Origin of the sequence: Aeromicrobium sp. 50.2.37, assembly GCF_024655735.1 — a bacterium.
GTDB lineage: Bacteria > Actinomycetota > Actinomycetes > Propionibacteriales > Nocardioidaceae > Aeromicrobium.
This window is the reverse complement of record NZ_JANLGG010000003.1, coordinates 98,585-113,444: the sequence shown is the minus strand read 5'-3', so window position 1 is coordinate 113,444 and position 14,860 is coordinate 98,585. Positions and strand designations below refer to the sequence as shown.

The 14,860-nt window shown below is 72.3% G+C and carries 16 protein-coding genes; all 16 read right to left on the bottom strand.

Going from position 1 to position 14,860, the window contains the following annotated elements:
- Positions 1-87 precede the first annotated feature (87 nt).
- On the bottom strand, positions 88-810 hold the full coding sequence (locus NUV38_RS03025; RefSeq protein WP_257727690.1) for a VIT1/CCC1 transporter family protein: 723 nt from the start codon (positions 808-810) through the stop codon (positions 88-90).
- 53 nt (positions 811-863) lie between these two features.
- On the bottom strand, positions 864-1,700 hold the full coding sequence (gene lgt, locus NUV38_RS03020; RefSeq protein ID WP_257727689.1) for a prolipoprotein diacylglyceryl transferase: 837 nt from the start codon (positions 1,698-1,700) through the stop codon (positions 864-866).
- On the bottom strand, positions 1,697-2,491 hold the full coding sequence (gene trpA / locus NUV38_RS03015) for a tryptophan synthase subunit alpha (RefSeq protein ID WP_257727688.1): 795 nt from the start codon (positions 2,489-2,491) through the stop codon (positions 1,697-1,699). The genes lgt and trpA overlap by 4 nt, the downstream gene beginning before the upstream one ends.
- Positions 2,488-3,714 (bottom strand): tryptophan synthase subunit beta, encoded by a 1,227-nt coding sequence (gene trpB, locus NUV38_RS03010; RefSeq protein WP_257727687.1) that lies wholly within the window; start codon positions 3,712-3,714, stop codon positions 2,488-2,490. The genes trpA and trpB overlap by 4 nt, the downstream gene beginning before the upstream one ends.
- An 86-nt stretch (positions 3,715-3,800) precedes the next feature.
- Positions 3,801-4,607, bottom strand: coding sequence for an indole-3-glycerol phosphate synthase TrpC (trpC, locus tag NUV38_RS03005; RefSeq protein WP_055965843.1), 807 nt, complete (start codon positions 4,605-4,607; stop codon positions 3,801-3,803).
- Positions 4,608-4,674: 67 nt separating this feature from the next.
- Entirely contained in the window at positions 4,675-5,109 is a 435-nt protein-coding gene (locus tag NUV38_RS03000) for a DUF2752 domain-containing protein (protein ID WP_257727686.1), read from the bottom strand.
- A 25-nt stretch (positions 5,110-5,134) separates the two neighbouring features.
- Positions 5,135-5,608, bottom strand: a complete 474-nt coding sequence (locus NUV38_RS02995) for a hypothetical protein (protein WP_257727685.1) — start codon at positions 5,606-5,608, stop codon at positions 5,135-5,137.
- A gap of 101 nt (positions 5,609-5,709) precedes the next feature.
- Positions 5,710-6,348 (bottom strand): RDD family protein, encoded by a 639-nt coding sequence (locus NUV38_RS02990; RefSeq protein ID WP_257727684.1) that lies wholly within the window; start codon positions 6,346-6,348, stop codon positions 5,710-5,712.
- A gap of 6 nt (positions 6,349-6,354) precedes the next feature.
- The gene (locus tag NUV38_RS02985; RefSeq protein WP_257727683.1) at positions 6,355-6,600 is read right to left on the bottom strand and encodes an HGxxPAAW family protein; all 246 of its coding nucleotides are present in this window, start codon (positions 6,598-6,600) and stop codon (positions 6,355-6,357) included.
- A gap of 86 nt (positions 6,601-6,686) precedes the next feature.
- Complete coding sequence (locus tag NUV38_RS02980; protein WP_257727682.1) at positions 6,687-7,415, bottom strand: sugar transferase; 729 nt, start codon at positions 7,413-7,415, stop codon at positions 6,687-6,689.
- Between the two features lie 771 nt (positions 7,416-8,186).
- The gene (locus NUV38_RS02975; RefSeq protein ID WP_257727681.1) at positions 8,187-9,377 is read right to left on the bottom strand and encodes a glycosyltransferase family 4 protein; all 1,191 of its coding nucleotides are present in this window, start codon (positions 9,375-9,377) and stop codon (positions 8,187-8,189) included.
- A gap of 110 nt (positions 9,378-9,487) precedes the next feature.
- Complete coding sequence (locus NUV38_RS02970; RefSeq protein ID WP_257727680.1) at positions 9,488-10,045, bottom strand: Trp biosynthesis-associated membrane protein; 558 nt, start codon at positions 10,043-10,045, stop codon at positions 9,488-9,490.
- A gap of 5 nt (positions 10,046-10,050) precedes the next feature.
- A complete protein-coding gene (hisI, locus tag NUV38_RS02965) occupies positions 10,051-10,389 on the bottom strand; it encodes a phosphoribosyl-AMP cyclohydrolase (protein ID WP_056555661.1) in 339 nt (112 codons plus the stop codon).
- Positions 10,390-10,408: 19 nt separating this feature from the next.
- Complete coding sequence (locus NUV38_RS02960) at positions 10,409-12,232, bottom strand: ABC transporter ATP-binding protein (RefSeq protein WP_257727679.1); 1,824 nt, start codon at positions 12,230-12,232, stop codon at positions 10,409-10,411.
- The gene (locus NUV38_RS02955) at positions 12,229-14,073 is read right to left on the bottom strand and encodes an ABC transporter ATP-binding protein (RefSeq protein ID WP_308219641.1); all 1,845 of its coding nucleotides are present in this window, start codon (positions 14,071-14,073) and stop codon (positions 12,229-12,231) included. The genes NUV38_RS02960 and NUV38_RS02955 overlap by 4 nt, the downstream gene beginning before the upstream one ends.
- The gene (hisF, locus tag NUV38_RS02950; RefSeq protein WP_055965817.1) at positions 14,063-14,839 is read right to left on the bottom strand and encodes an imidazole glycerol phosphate synthase subunit HisF; all 777 of its coding nucleotides are present in this window, start codon (positions 14,837-14,839) and stop codon (positions 14,063-14,065) included. The genes NUV38_RS02955 and hisF overlap by 11 nt, the downstream gene beginning before the upstream one ends.
- Positions 14,840-14,860: the final 21 nt, after the last annotated feature.

The following is a 14,860-nucleotide window of genomic DNA, read 5'->3' as shown; positions in this document are numbered from 1 at the left end:
CGACCGTGGGACGACGTTGGCCCAGGACAGCATCGTCACTGTACAGGCACGACGACCCGGGAGCGAGCAGGGCCGACCGGCCCCGTGTCACCCGAGCTGTGTCCCCACCGCCTCGCCGATGAGGTAGGTGATGCCGGCCGCGGCTCCGCCGAGCAGGAGCTGGCGCAGCCCGCCGTACCACCAGGCGCGGCTCGTCACCCGCGTGACGATCGCTCCACACCCGAACAGCGCCAGCAGGGACACGACGATGGTCGGGACCGACGAGCCAGCCCCCAGCACGAGCGGCAGGAGCGGGATCAGGGCCCCGACGGTGAAGGCCCCGAACGACGACATCGCCGCAACCATCGGCGAGGGCAGCACGTCGGCGTCGATGCCCATCTCCTCCGCAGCGTGCACGGCGACCGCGTGGTCCAGGTCGAGGTGCACCTGCCGGGCCACCTCCCGTGCGGTGGTCTCGTCGACGCCCTTGGACACGAACGTGGCCGCCAGCTCGGCCTCCTCGGCGGGGCCGTTGCGCACGATCTCGTCGCGCTCCACCGCGAGCTGGGCCTGGGCCAGCTCGCGCTGGCTCGCGACCGACGTGTACTCGCCGGCCGCCATCGAGAACGCGCCGGCAGCCAGCCCCGCCAGCCCCGCGATGATCACGGGGGTGCGCTCGGTGCTGCCTCCGGTGACGCCCATGATGAGCGCGAAGTTCGACACGAGGCCGTCCATGGCCCCGAAGACGGCGGGCCGCAGCCACCCGCCGTTGACGTCGGGGTGCTCGTGGGAGACCGCGCCCGGGTCCGGCAGCGGTTCAGGGGTGCTCATGGGACGAAACTACTCCCGGGTCCGGTGGCGTCCCGGCCACCCGGACCGTGTGGCTACGGAGTCTCGGCGGAGGTGCGTTCGCGTCGACGCGCCAGGAGGAAGTACGCCAGTGCTCCCAGGAACACGATGACCGAGGTGAAGACGTTCAGCCGGATGCCGAGGAGCTCGTTCGCGGTGTCGATCCGCAGCTGCTCGATCCAGAACCGGCCGGCGGTGTAGAGCATCACGTAGAGGGCGAACGCCCGGCCGCCCGTGAGGCGGACGCGACGGTCGATCGCGACGATGAGCGCCGCGGCCGCGAGGTTCCAGATCATCTCGTACAGGAAGGTGGGATGGAACGTCGCGAACTGCTCGTACCCGTCGGGGCGGTTCTGCGGCGCGATCTCGAGCGCCCACGGCAGGTCGGTGGGACGGCCGAACAGCTCGGAGTTGAAGTAGTTGCCGATGCGTCCGACCGCCTGGGCCACGAGGAGTCCCGGCGCGAGCGCGTCGGCCACGGCCAGGAAGGAGATGTCGTAGCGACGGCAGGCGATCCACACGCCGAGCGCACCACCGGCGATGGCGCCCCAGATGCCGAGGCCGCCGTTCCAGATGTAGAGCGCCTCGATCGCTCGACGGCCCTCGCCGAAGTACAGCTCGGGGTCGGTGGCGACGTGGTAGATCCGCGCACCGACGATGCCGAACGGAATGGCCCAGATCGCGATGTCGCTGATGGCGCCCTCGCGCCCGCCGCGGGCCTGGAGGCGGCGCTCGCCGATCCAGATCGCGAGCAGGGCGCCGACGATGATGCCCAGGGCGTAGGCACGCAGCGGGAAGGGTCCGATCTCCCACACACCCGTCGACGGGCTGGGGATGGAGGTCACGAGACCCGCGGCGGACGACATGGTCATCGGACGACCCCTGCCCGCAGCTCACGGGCCAGCTCGCCGACGGCGGCGACCCCGCTCTCGGCGTCGGGCGCGTCGAGCAGCAGCCGCACGAACGCCGAGCCGACGATGACGGCGTCGGCGTACTGGGCGATCTCGTGGGCCTGGGCGCCGTTGCTGACGCCCAGCCCGACACCCACCGGCTTGTCGGTGACCTTGCGCAGACGGGCGACGAGCTCGGGGGCCAGTGAGCTGGTCTCCTGGCGCTGGCCCGTCACACCCATGACGGCGGTCGCGTAGATGAAGCCGCTCGCCGCGTCGGCGGTCATCGCGAGCCGCTCGTCGGTCGAGGACGGCGCCACGAGGTACGTGCGGTCCAGCCCGTGCTCGCGCGACGCGGCCTCCCACTCGGTGGCCTCGTCGGGGATGAGGTCGGGCGTGATCAGCCCTGCTCCCCCGGCTTCGGCGAGGTCGGCGGCGAAGCGGTCGACGCCGTAGCGCTCGACCGGGTTCCAGTAGGTCATGACGACCGCGGGGGCGCCGGTCCCGGCGACACGTCGCACGACGTCGAAGGCCTGGCTCGTGCGGAACCCCTGCGCGAGTGCGGTCTCGGCCGCGGCCTGGATGGTGGGGCCGTCCATGACCGGGTCGCTGTACGGCAGACCGATCTCGACGAGGTCGCACCCGCCCTCGACCATCGCCGTGAGCGCGGCGACCGACGTGTCCACGTCGGGGAAGCCGGCCGGCAGGTACCCCACGAGCGCGGCACGGTCGTCGGCGCGCGTGCGCTCGAACAGGTCGTCGATCCCGCTCACTCCTCCACGCCTTCCTCGAGCACGACCGGGCCGTCGAGGAGGCCGAAGTACTCGGCTGCGGTGTGCACGTCCTTGTCGCCGCGACCCGAGAGGTTGACCAGGATGGTGGCGTCCGGACCGAGCTCCTTCGCCAGCGTCACCGCACCGGCGAGGGCGTGGGCGGACTCGATCGCGGGGATGATGCCCTCGGTCTTGCAGAGCAGGTCGAAGGCCGACATGGCCTCGGCGTCCGTGGCGGGCACGTAGCGGGCGCGGCCGATCGACGCGAGGTAGGAGTGCTCCGGCCCCACGCCCGGGTAGTCGAGCCCGGCCGAGATGGAGTGCGACTCCATGGTCTGGCCGTCCTCGTCCTGCAGCAGGTAGGAGCGTGCACCGTGCAGCACACCGACGTCGCCGGCGGTGATGGGCGACGCGTGCCGGCCCGTCTCGTAGCCGTCGCCCCCGGCCTCGACGCCCAGCAGCTGGACGTCGACGTCGTCGATGAAGGCCGTGAAGAGGCCGATGGCGTTGGACCCGCCACCCACGCAGGCCACGGCGGCGTCGGGCAGGCGGCCGGTCATCTCGAGGACCTGGCGACGGGCCTCGTCACCGATGCCGCGGGTCAGGTCGCGCACCATCGACGGGAACGGGTGCGGGCCTGCGGCCGTGCCGAACAGGTAGGACGTGTGGTCGACGCTGGCCACCCAGTCGCGCAGCGCCTCGTTGATGGCGTCCTTGAGGGTGCGGCTGCCGGTGGTGACCGGCACGACCTCGGCGCCGAGCATCTTCATCCGCGCCACGTTGAGCGCCTGGCGCTCGGTGTCGACCTCGCCCATGTAGACGGTGCAGTCGAGGTCGAGGTAGGCGCACGCGGTGGCCGACGCGACGCCGTGCTGACCGGCACCGGTCTCGGCGATGGCGCGCGGCTTGCCGATCCGCTTGGCCAGGAGCGCCTGCCCGAGGACGTTGCGGATCTTGTGCGCGCCGGTGTGGTTGAGGTCCTCGCGCTTGAGCAGCACCCGGGCGCCGACGGCCTCGGAGAAGCGGCTCGCCTCGTAGAGCGGGCTGGGCACGTTGGCGTACTCGCGGAACATCCGGTCGAGCTCGCCGATGAACGCGGGGTCGGCCTGCGCGTCGGCCCAGGCCTGGGCCAGCTCGTCGAGGGGCGCCACAAGCGCCTCGGGCATGAAGCGACCGCCGAAGCGGCCGAAGTGGCCGGTGGCGTCCGGCTGTACGTAGGTCATGAGGTCCTTCTCTGGCGTGGCTGCGCGGTGGGTGACGGTGGGGTCGCGGCGACCGTCACCATCGCCGCAGCGTCGTCGTGACCACGTCAGGACCTCTGCTGCAGGGCGGGGTGGGCGCCGGCGGCCACGAGGTCGGCGACCGTGGCCCGCGGGTCGTCGCCCCGCACGAGGGTCTCGCCCACCAGCACCACGTGGGCACCGGCGCGGGCGTACTCGAGCACGTCGTGCGGTCCGCGCACGCCGGACTCGGCGACACGGACCACGCCGTCGGGGATCCGGGGAGCCAGACGCTCGAACGTGTCGCGCTTGACCTCGAGGGTCTTGAGGTCGCGGGCGTTGACGCCGACGAGCTGCGCCCCGGCGTCGAGGGCCCGCTCGACCTCCTCCTCGTCGTGGACCTCCACGAGCGGGGTGAGCCCGATGGACCGGGCACGCTCGACGAGGCTCACGAGGGCTTCCTGGTCGAGCGCCGCGACGATGAGCAGGGCCATGTCGGCGCCGGCGGCGCGGGCCTCCCACAGCTCGTAGGAGGTGGTCATGAAGTCCTTGCGCAGCAGCGGCACGTCGACCTGGGCACGCACCGCGCGCAGGTCGTCGAGGCTGCCGTCGAAGCGGCGCTGCTCGGTGAGCACGCTGATGGCGGCTGCTCCACCGGCGGCGTAGTCGCAGGCGAGCGCGGCGGGATCCTTGATCGCGGCGAGCGCGCCCTTGCTCGGGCTGGAGCGCTTGACCTCGGCGATGACGCTCACGCCGTCGGCCCGGAACGCCGGCATCGGGTCGAGCGCCGGGGGCTGACGCAGCGCCTGCTCCTTGAGCTGGTCGAGCGAGCACGTGGCCTGACGTGCGGCGCGGTCGGCAGCGACGCCCTCGAGGATGTCGTCGAGCACGGTCATGGCCACCTCCTCGTCGTCGGCACTTCTCCTGCCCACCAGGGTAGACCGCATCGCCCCCGCGGGTCGGTCAGGGTCCGAGCACTCCCCCGGCCGGGGTCCACCGCACGAGGGTGAAGACCACGACGACCACGCCCCCGACGAGGAGCAGCGTCGTCGAGGCACCGCCCGACGTGGTGGTGGGGGCAGGGCCCGAGGCCCGTGCCGCACCCCTTCTCGCGGTCCGGAGGGCCCACCGCGTCCAGGCGATCGCGGCGAGGAGCACGAGCCCGACGGCGAGCGCGTTCTGGGCCAACGCCGCACCCACGTCGCCGTGGAGCAGGTCGTGCGTGGCCCGCAGTCCACCGCAGCCGGCGCAGGGCAGCCCCGTGGCCGCGAGGAACGGACAGGTGCCGTAGGCACCCGGGACGTGCGGGTCCCGCACCGCCACGACCGCCGACGCGACTGCTCCGGCCAGGCCACCCCACAGGGGGCCCGACCGGAGCAGGTCGCGGGCCGGCGTCACGAGGGACCGGGCCTCGCCGGCGAGATCAGGCCTTCTTGAAGTAGGCGTTGGACTCCGGTCGGAACAGCAGGAAGATCGTCACGACGGTGATCGCGAGACCCACCAGGGTGAAGATCACGAACAGACCCGGCTGGTTGCCGATCGCCGGCAGGGTGAACAGCAGGCCGACCACGCCGAGGACGGTGTAGACGATGCGGGCCCAGTTGGCGCCCTTGCCGATGAAGTAGGCGAACAGCGCGGTCAGGGCCACGGTGATGATCGTGGTGATGACCAGGCTCAGGTAGAACGCGGCACGTGCCTGGCTCTCGCTGAGCCCGGAGTCCGACCCCATGATCTGGTCCACGAAGTCGTCGACGAACAGGATCGACAGGACGGTGCTCAGCAGACCGACGGCGACGCCGACCCAGATGAGCTTGACGGCGTTCTGGACCGAGGCCGGGGCCGGACCCTTGGCGTCGGGACGGTACTCGGGCTCGGGGCTTGCGGGGAACGGCTCCATGGGTCCTCTTCCGGTCGGGCCGGGTGTCGCCCCGGCTCATGTCCATCCAAGCGTGGACCGGGCAGGACGTCCAACGTCCGGGCGTGCGGCGTGTCCCGACGTCAGCGACGCACGGGGAAGGTGTTGATCGCCTTGTCGTGCACGGTCTGCTTGCGGCCGTCCCACAGGGGCCAGAGCAGGTCGACGAGCAGGCCGATGAAGGTCCACTGCAGCAGACCGGCGACGAGCCACCGGAAGAATCCTTCGAGGGCGCCGACCGGTGCGCCGTCACGTCCGACGACGTGCACGCCCACCAGCTGCTTGCCCAGGCTCTGGCCGCGGTACCCCACCCTCAGCCCGCGGTTCCACAGGTCGAACCCGAGGTACAGGGCGAACCCGAGCCCGACGACCACGAGGCCCCACGGGTTGGTGTTCGTGAACTCGTCGGTGACCTCGTCGTAGTCGGCGTCGACGAAGAGCAGCACGAACCCGCCGACGATCGGCACGATCGACAGTGCCAGCACGACGAGCCCGTCGACGAACGACGCGAGCACGCGGATCCACCACCCTGCGGGCTCCTCCGGGACCGAACGGTCGACCTGCCCCGGGAAGGCCGGCGCTCCCGGCTGGACGCCGGGACGGACGTCCGGCTGCACGGGCGCCGCCCAGGGCGTGCCGTGCGTCGGCGTCGGGTCGGCGCCGTCGGGCTGCTCCCCGGGGTAGCGCGGGTAGCGGGGCCCCTGGGGCACGTCGGGGCTCACGGTGCGTCAGTCGGTGGTCGCGCGGTGCTCGTCGACGCCGTGCGGCCGGTCGCCGTGGCCGGGGGCACGCTCGACGCCCAGACCCATGCGCGACATGATCAGGCCGATCGGACCCGCGGCGACCGCGAGCACGACGCCGATCGTGAAGGGCACCCAGTGCGGCTCGGGGATCAGAGCGATCCCGCCGATGGTGAAGCCTGCGAGGCAGACCAGGACGGCGGTCCAGGACGCGGGCGACGATCCGTGCGACATGCAGCTCTCTCTCCTGCGAGGGGGACGACGGGCGACAGCCTACCGGGACGCATCGGCGTCGGCCGGTGCGCCCCGGAGGGCACCGCTCAGGACGGCTGCGACCGTGCGAGCACCGAGGGCGCGGGAGCCGGCGTCAGGACGGCGGCGGTGCGCGGGCGGCCGGAGTGACGGGCGATCAGGTCCATCACGTCGCGGCGGCCGAGCTGCTTGCCGATGCCGAGGACCCCGAAGATCGTCGCGGCCAGGATCACGACGTCGAGCTTCGCCTGGTAGCCGTTGAGGCAGGCGCGGCAGTAGGCCGCCTCCAGCTCGAGGCGCTCGCTGTCGGTGAGCGCCTCGCGGCCGACGAGCTGGGCCGGGCCGGTCAGGCCGGCACGCGTCAGGAACCGGTCGGAGACCTGCGGGTACTCCTCGCGGAGGCAGTCGATCACGTTCTGCGGCAGCGGACGGTTCCCCACCACGCTCATGTCGCCACGCAGGACGTGCCAGAGCTGCGGCAGCTCGGTGAGCGCGAAGCGCTCCACGAAGCGGCCGATGCGGGTGTAGAGCGGCGAGTCGGCCGGGATGTTGAGGAAGCGGGTGTCGGACGCGACCGGCACCGTCTCACGGTTCACGAGCTTGTCGGCGTTGCGCACCATCGTGCGGAACTTGGTCAGCATCACGACCTCGTCGACGCTCACCCGGCGACGTGACCGGTAGAACACCGGGCGCCCCTCCGACACGAGGACGGCGAGGGCTACCGTGAGGACGACCGGGACCCAGACGACGGCTCCGGCGACGGTCAGCAACAGGTCGAGCGAACGCTTCTTCCACATCAGGAGGTCTCCTTGGTGCCGACAAGCTCGAGGGGGGATCGATCCGACCGGGCAGAGCGCCCGAGACGACGAGGGAGAGGGACCGCGCGCACAGCCACAGACGGGCGTCCAGGCCGACGACGCGGCGACGCCCGGCTCCCGCTGCCCGGTCCTGGAGGCATCGCTCGATGCGGGCCGCCAGACCGGAGAACCCGGCGTGGAGCCGGTGCCAGGGGCGGGTGCGCTCACCACCGGCGACGAGCCGCCCCGGGTAGAGGACGTCGAGGCGCGCAGCGGGGTGCTCGGCGACGAGCGCCACGAGCGACTGCTCCACCAGGGACTTGAAGCCCCCGTAGTAGCGTCGGTCGGCCGTGGGTGCCAGTGCCACGACGGAGGACACGAGGACGAGCCGGACCGGCCGACCGGCTGCCGCGTCCAGCAGCCTTCCCAGGAAGGCGAGGTCGCGCTCCGCCCCTGCGGTGTCACCCGCCAGGTTCACGGGCCCCGGGTGCACCGGTCCGAGCGCGCAGACCGCGACGTCGACGGACTCGACGTCGCGCAGCAGGGTGTCCAGCTCGTCGCCGGACACGTCGACCACGTCGGCTCCTGCGGCCCGCAGGGTCGCCGCGTCGGTCGCACCACGCGAGACCGAGAGCACCGGCCCGCCACGTCGAGCGGCCAGCTCACGGCCCGTGCGGGTCAACGGTCCGACAACGACCAACGGCACGCCGGTGGGTCGTGGAACCTCACGCACGCCGGCGACGGCACCGGCGACGGCCCGCGTGGCGGCGCTCATCGCGCGCTCCGCAGCAGCACGGACTCGAAGCGGTCCGCGCACGAGGCCAGGGAGAACTCCTGCTCGGCGAGGTCGCGTGCCTCGGCACCGACCTCGTCGCGAGCGCCGGGCTCGGCCAGGAGCTGGTCGACCCACGCGGCCGCCGCCGGGAGCGATGCGGCGTCGGGGCGGCCGACGTGCCCGCCTGCGCGGCGCACCAGCCCGGACGCGGCGTTCTCCTCGGGCATCAGCCCCACGACGGGACGGCCGGCGCACAGGTAGGACAGCGTCTTGGACGGGACGGAGAACGCACCCGCCTGCTGGTCGAGCAGGACCACGAGCACGTCACCGCTGGCCAGCACCTCCGGCAGCCGGTCGTAGGGCTGGAACGGCAGCAGGGTGAGCGGGACGTCGAGCCGGGTGGCCTCGGCCTGCAGGACCGGGACGGCGGGGCCCTCGTTCACCACCACCAGCCGGACCTCGCGGCCGCGCTCGCGCACCGCGGCGGTGAGCTGGACCAGCAGCGCGGGGTCGTGCTTGAGCCCGAGGGTCCCCGAGTACAGGATCGTGTCGACGTCGTCGAGCTCGTTCTCGACCGCCCAGTCGTTCTTGCGCGGGCAGGGCACGATCTCGTCGAGCGGAGCCCAGTTCGCGATGACCGTCACCTTGTCGGCCGTGCCCCATCCCGCGTGCACGGGCACGAACGACTCGGCGATGACGACGATCTCGCGGGCGCGGCGCGACGTCCAGCGCTCGGCGACCTCGAAGCCGACCGCCACCGCCCGGAAGGAGCGGGAGAGCTTCGCGCCGGCGAACGACCGCACCGCCACGGAGTACACGTCCTGGTGCCACAGCACCCACGGCTGGCGCAGCAGGAGCATCGCCGCGGCGAAGACCACCAGGGTCGGGATCTGGACGTTGGACATGAGGGCGACGTCAGGACGGACCCGCCGGACGTGGCGGACCAGCTCGATCCCCAGCCTCAGCTCGAGGAGCAGACGCTGGACGAAGCGGCTCTTGTCGAACACGATGCCGTCGCCCACGGTCTCGAAGGTGATCGACTCACCCTCGCCGGACTCGAGTCGACCCTTGCCCGAGACGTAGGCGTTGCAGGTGGAGTGGGTGACGTCGTGGCCGCGCCGCGCGAGCTCTCGGCTCAGCTGGGCCTGGAAGGGATGCCCGCTGAAGTCGTGCACGAGTACGCGCATCGGACCTCCAACCGTCGCCACCGCTCATCGGTGTCGAAGATCTCAACGACGGGTGCACCCGGGGGTTACGAGTCCTCCGGGTGAATTCAGGACTTTCGTCCCGGACGTGCTCAGACCGTGGGGTCGCGGCCCTCGTCGAGGGCCTTCCACGGGTCGTCGTCGACACGTGATCTCGACGGTGCGTCGTACCGGCCGCTCATCGCGGGCCACGACCGGCCGTGGCGGACGGTCACGGCACCGAGGCCGGTCGCGAGCAGGAATCCCGCGGCCGCGACGTAGGACCACGGGGACGTCGAGACAGCGCCGAGGTCCTGGCCCGTGAAGGCCGGGGACTGCTCGGCAGCCGACGACAACGTCGCGTCGACGTCGGCCGCCGAGACCAGGCACACGGCGGAACCGCCGAGTCCGAGCACGACGACGAGGAGTCCGACGACGAGCCGCCCGCGCCCACGGGTCGCGAGCACGGCGAGCGCGGCCGTGACCACGACGACGGCCAGAGCGGCGGCCAGCGGGGCGACGTCGCGGCCCGAGACCGCGATCGTGTCGGGCGGCAGGCCCGCCGGGGCCAGCCGGGTGCTGGCCCAGGTGCGGCCGAGCGCCAGCCAGGTGAGTCCACCCACCGCCAGCAGGCCGAGCACCACCGGCGCGTACAGACGCCGTCCGGACACAGCCGTCACAGCAACCGGTCCGCGTCGAAGCAGGTGGTCGCGCCGGTGTGGCAGGCCGGCCCCTCCTGGTCCACCACGACCAGCAGGGTGTCGCCGTCGCAGTCGAGCCGGACCTCGCGCACGGCCTGCGTGTGGCCGGAGGTCTCGCCCTTGACCCAGTACTCCTGGCGGCTGCGGCTCCAGTAGGTCCCCCGGCCGGTCGTGAGGGTGCGGTGCAGCGCCTCGTCGTCCATCCACCCGACCATGAGGACGTCGCGCGTGCCGGCGTCCTGCACCACGGCGGGGACCAGCCCCGCGGGATCGCGCTTGAGCCGGGCGGCCACGGCTGGGTCGAGTGAGGTCACGGTGTCATCCTCCCAGAGGTCACTCGGCCACCGGCACGATCCCGAGCGAGGCCTGCGCGACCCAGCTGGCGTGCAGCCGGGCGTACACGCCTCCGGCGTCGACCAGCTCGCCGTGCGAGCCGTCCTCCACGAGGCGGCCCGCGTCAAACACCAGCACGCGGTCGGCGTTCTCCGCCGTGCTGAGCCGGTGCGCGATCGTGACGCTCGTGCGCCCCTCGAGCAGGGTCTCCAGCGCGCGGGTGGCTCGCAGCTCGGTCTGCGGGTCGACCGCACTCGTGGCCTCGTCGAGCACGAGGAAGTCGGGGTCGGCCAGGGCCGAGCGCACCAGCGCGACGAGCTGGCGCTCCCCCGCCGACAGCGACTCGCCCCGCTGGCCCACCCGCGTGTCCAGCCCCTGCGGCAGTCCCGCGAACCAGTCGGTGAGGCCGAGGTCGTCGACCGCGGCGACGAGCTCGACGTCCGTCGCGTCGTCGCGCCCGTACAGCAGGTTCTCGCGCAACGTCGCGTCGAACAGGAAGCCCTCCTGGGGAACCATGAGCACGTGGCGTCGCAGCTCGTCGAACGAGACCCGCGCGATGTCGGTGTCGCCGAGCCGCACCGTCCCGCGCACCGGGTCCATGAGGCGGGTGAGCAGCTTGGCGAAGGTCGTCTTGCCCGAGCCCGTCTCGCCGACCACGGCCACGCGCTGGCGTGGCTCGATCGTGACGTCGACGTCGCTGAGCACCTCCGGGCCGTCGGGGTAGGCGAACGCGACGTGCTCGAACCGGGCGCCGAGCACCTCGTCGGGCAGACCGACCCCGTCGGGACCGGGATCGACCACGTCGGCCGGGGTGTCGAGCAGCTCGATGACCCGCCGCCACGAGGCGATGGCGTTCTGCGCCTCGGTGAGCACCTGCGTGGCCATCTGCGCGGGCCCCACCAGCAGGCCGACGAGGAACGCGAAGGCGATGACGGTCCCCATCGAGAGGCCACCGGCCACGCCGAGGACCACGCCGACGGCCACGGCACCGGCGTTCGCGAGCCCGCCCGCGAGACCGGCGGAGGCGAACGTGACCGCCACGAGCTTCTGGGCGCGGACGTTGGCGTCGAGGTTGCGCTGGATGCCCGCGTCGACCCTGGCCTGCGTGCGGTCCTCGATGGCGTGCGCCTTGACGACGGAGGCACCGACGACCGGCTCGGCCACGACGGCGAGCATCTCGCCCACGGTGCGGCGCACGGTGTCGTACGCCCGGCTCAGCCGTGCGGCGAAGTACTTCAGGCTGGCCGCGAGCGGGAGGAAGCACAGCCAGACGACCAGCGTCAGCTGCCAGGAGTAGAACGCCATGATGACCGTCGCGACGAGCATCTGGCCGAGGCTGATGACGATCATGATCCCGGTGAACTGAAGGAACAGGGAGACCTGGTCGATGTCGGACGTCACCCGTGAGACGAGGACGCCGCGGCGCTCGGCGTTCTGCGTGAGCATCGAGAGGTCGTGCACGTGGCGGAACGCCGTGACGCGCAGCTCGGCGAGGCCTCGCTCGCTCGCCACGAACAGGCGCACGCGCATCCAGTAGGCGACGACCGCGGTCAGCAGGACGAGCACGAGCGCACCGAGCAGGTAGGGACCGATGGAGGACAGGGTCGTCTCCTCCCCGTCGCCCAGCCCCGAGTCCACCGTGCGCTGGATGACCACGGGCACCACCGAGCCGCCGACCGTGCTCAGCACGGCGAGCAGCAGGGTGAGTCCCAGGCCGTCCTTGATGGCCGGTGACAGGGCGAGGCCGCGGCGCACGATCTCGCGCCCGGACGCCCGGACGGTGGTGACGCCCGGCAGGCTCACCTCGGTGCTCGTGGCGGTCATGCCTGTGCCTCCCTCGCCTGGTCGTACGCGTCGACGAGGTCGCGGTAGACCGCCGACCCCGCCATGAGCTCGGCGTGGGTGCCGCGCTCGGCCACCCGTCCGCCGTCGAGCAGCACGACCTCGTCGGCGAGGGCGATGGTGGCCTTGCGGTACGCCACGACGAGGACCGTCGGCCCGCCGCCGTCGGCGGTGCGGTCGGCCAGGGCGCGCAGGATGCGCTGCTCGACCTCGGGGTCCACGGCGCTCGTGGCGTCGTCCATGACCAGCAGCCTGGGCCGCCGCACGAGGGCCCGCGCCAGGGCGAGGCGCTGGCGCTGGCCACCGGACAGGGTGGTCCCGCGCTCACCGAGCTGCGTGTCGAGCCCCGCGGGCAGGCGCGCGACGAAGCCGTCGGCCTGGACCGTCCGCAGCGCCTCCCAGACGTCGGCGTCGTCGACGTCGGCCCCGAGCGTGACGTTCTCACGGACGGAGTCGTCGAACAGGAAGGTGGTCTGCGGCACCACGGCGACGGCATCGGCCAGGGCCCGGTGCGTGAGACCCGCGACGTCGTGCCCGTCGAGCTCGACCCTGCCGGAGCGCGGGTCGACGAGGCGCGAGAGCAGGGTGGTGAGGGTGCTCTTGCCGCTGCCGGTGGCACCGACGAGGGCCGTGACGGACCCCCGCGGCACGTGCAGCTCGACGCCGTCCAGCACGTCGGCGCCCTCGCCCGACTGCACGGCGTCGTCGAACTGGTAGGAGACGCCCCGCAGGTGGAGGTCGACCGCACCGTCGCCCGGCAGGATGGTGGTGCCGTACGTCATGGACCCCGACGCCTGCAGCACGCTCTCGACACGGTCCCAGCCGACGACGCTGCGGGGCAGCTCGCCGAGGACCCAGCCGATGGCACGGACCGGGAAGGCGACCACGGTGAACAGGTAGGCCACCTGCACGACGTCGCCGGGCTCGGCGGCGCCGCTGGCCACGCGACCGACACCCAGGACGATCACGGCGAGGATGCCGAGGTTCGGCAGGGCCTCCAGCAACGGGTCGAAGATGCTGCGGATCTTGCCGACCTCGATGTTGGCGTCGCGGAGCTCCTCGGTGGACCGGGCGAAGCGGGCGGTCTCGTCGGCCTCGCGACCGAGCGACTTCACCACGAGCGCGCCGTCGAACGACTCGTGGGCCACGGCGCTCAGGTCGCCGCGCAGGGCCTGGGCGTGCGCGACCTTGGGCGAGAGCCAGCGCTGGTAGAAGACGTTGATCCCGAACAGGGCCGGGAAGACCACGAGGCCCACGAGCGTGAGCACCCAGTCGGCCTCCAGCATCGCCACGAGCGCGGCGGCGAGCATGGCGATGACGCCGACCGCCATCGGCAGCGGCATGAAGACCGCCCAGGTGGCCTCGACGTCGGCGTTGGCGTTGGAGAGCAGCTGACCGGTGGGGTGGCGGTGGTGCCACGACATCGGGAGGGCTAGGTACTGGCGGGTGACCTTGCGGCGGTAGGTGGCGACCAGGCGGTAGTAGACGATGCCGCCGATGAGCCGCCGCGCGATGACGCCGAGCGCCCGCAGCACGGCCACGCCGAGGAACAGGGCGATCGAGGTCCAGAGCGCACCCTGCAGCACCTCGCCCTGCTCGAAGGACGGCCGGATGACGTTGTCGGTCGCCCACCCGAGCACCCAGGCGTCGGCGACGGTCATCGCGCCGAAGAGCACGCTGCCGACGACCGAGATCGCGAACAGGCCCTTCTGCTCGGCGATGCCGCGTCCGAGCAGGCCGAACCCGCGGCGCATGATCCGGTCGGGCTGGGCCGACCCGAGTGCCGAGGTCTCGACGACGTCGGCCGCGTCGTTACCTGACACGGTGTCCTGCTGCTCGCAAGGTCTCTTTCACCTGTCCGATGGTCAGCTCGCCGAAGTGGAACACACTCGCGGCGAGCACGGCGTCGGCACCGGCCTCGACCGCGGGAGCGAAGTGCTCGAGCCGTCCGGCGCCACCACTGGCGATCAGTGGCACCTGTGTAACGCCGCGGACCGCCCGAATCATTTCCAGGTCGAAGCCCTGCTTCGTGCCGTCGGCGTCCATCGAGTTGAGCAGCACCTCGCCCACGCCCAGCTCGTCGGCCCGGCGGACCCACTCCACGGCGTCGATCCCGGCGCTCCGCCGGCCACCGTGGGTGGTGACCTCGAAGCCGCTGGGCTGCGCACCCTCGCCCGAGGTCGGGGCGCGTCGCGCGTCGACGCTGAGGACGAGCACCTGGTTGCCGAACCGCTGGGCGATCTCGGCGATCACCTCGGGGCGCGCGATGGCCGCGGTGTTGATGCCGACCTTGTCGGCGCCCGCGCGCAGCAGCCGGTCGACGTCGTCGACGGTGCGCACCCCCCCGCCGACGGTGAGCGGGATGAAGACCTGCTCGGCCGTGCTGCTCACGATGTCGAACGTGGTCGCGCGGTCGCCGCTGGAGGCCGTGATGTCGAGGAAGGTGAGCTCGTCGGCGCCCTCGGCGTCGTAGACCCGCGCCATCTCGACCGGGTCGCCCGCGTCGACCAGGTCGACGAAGTTGACGCCCTTCACGACGCGCCCCGCGTCGACGTCGAGGCAGGGGATGACACGCACGGCGAGACTCACCCGCCGAGCCTATCGATCCGG

Coding starts and splice junctions, on each gene's coding strand:
- trpC (WP_055965843.1), bottom strand. CDS start 4,607: ATGACCGTGCTCGACGACATCCTCGAGGGCGTCGCTGCCGACCGCGCC.
- trpB (WP_257727687.1), bottom strand. CDS start 3,714: ATGACCTACGTACAGCCGGACGCCACCGGCCACTTCGGCCGCTTCGGC.
- NUV38_RS02985 (WP_257727683.1), bottom strand. CDS start 6,600: ATGTCGCACGGATCGTCGCCCGCGTCCTGGACCGCCGTCCTGGTCTGC.
- NUV38_RS02975 (WP_257727681.1), bottom strand. CDS start 9,377: ATGCGCGTACTCGTGCACGACTTCAGCGGGCATCCCTTCCAGGCCCAG.
- lgt (WP_257727689.1), bottom strand. CDS start 1,700: ATGACCATGTCGTCCGCCGCGGGTCTCGTGACCTCCATCCCCAGCCCG.
- NUV38_RS02960 (WP_257727679.1), bottom strand. CDS start 12,232: ATGACCGCCACGAGCACCGAGGTGAGCCTGCCGGGCGTCACCACCGTC.
- NUV38_RS02995 (WP_257727685.1), bottom strand. CDS start 5,608: ATGGAGCCGTTCCCCGCAAGCCCCGAGCCCGAGTACCGTCCCGACGCC.
- NUV38_RS02980 (WP_257727682.1), bottom strand. CDS start 7,415: ATGTGGAAGAAGCGTTCGCTCGACCTGTTGCTGACCGTCGCCGGAGCC.
- NUV38_RS03025 (WP_257727690.1), bottom strand. CDS start 810: ATGAGCACCCCTGAACCGCTGCCGGACCCGGGCGCGGTCTCCCACGAG.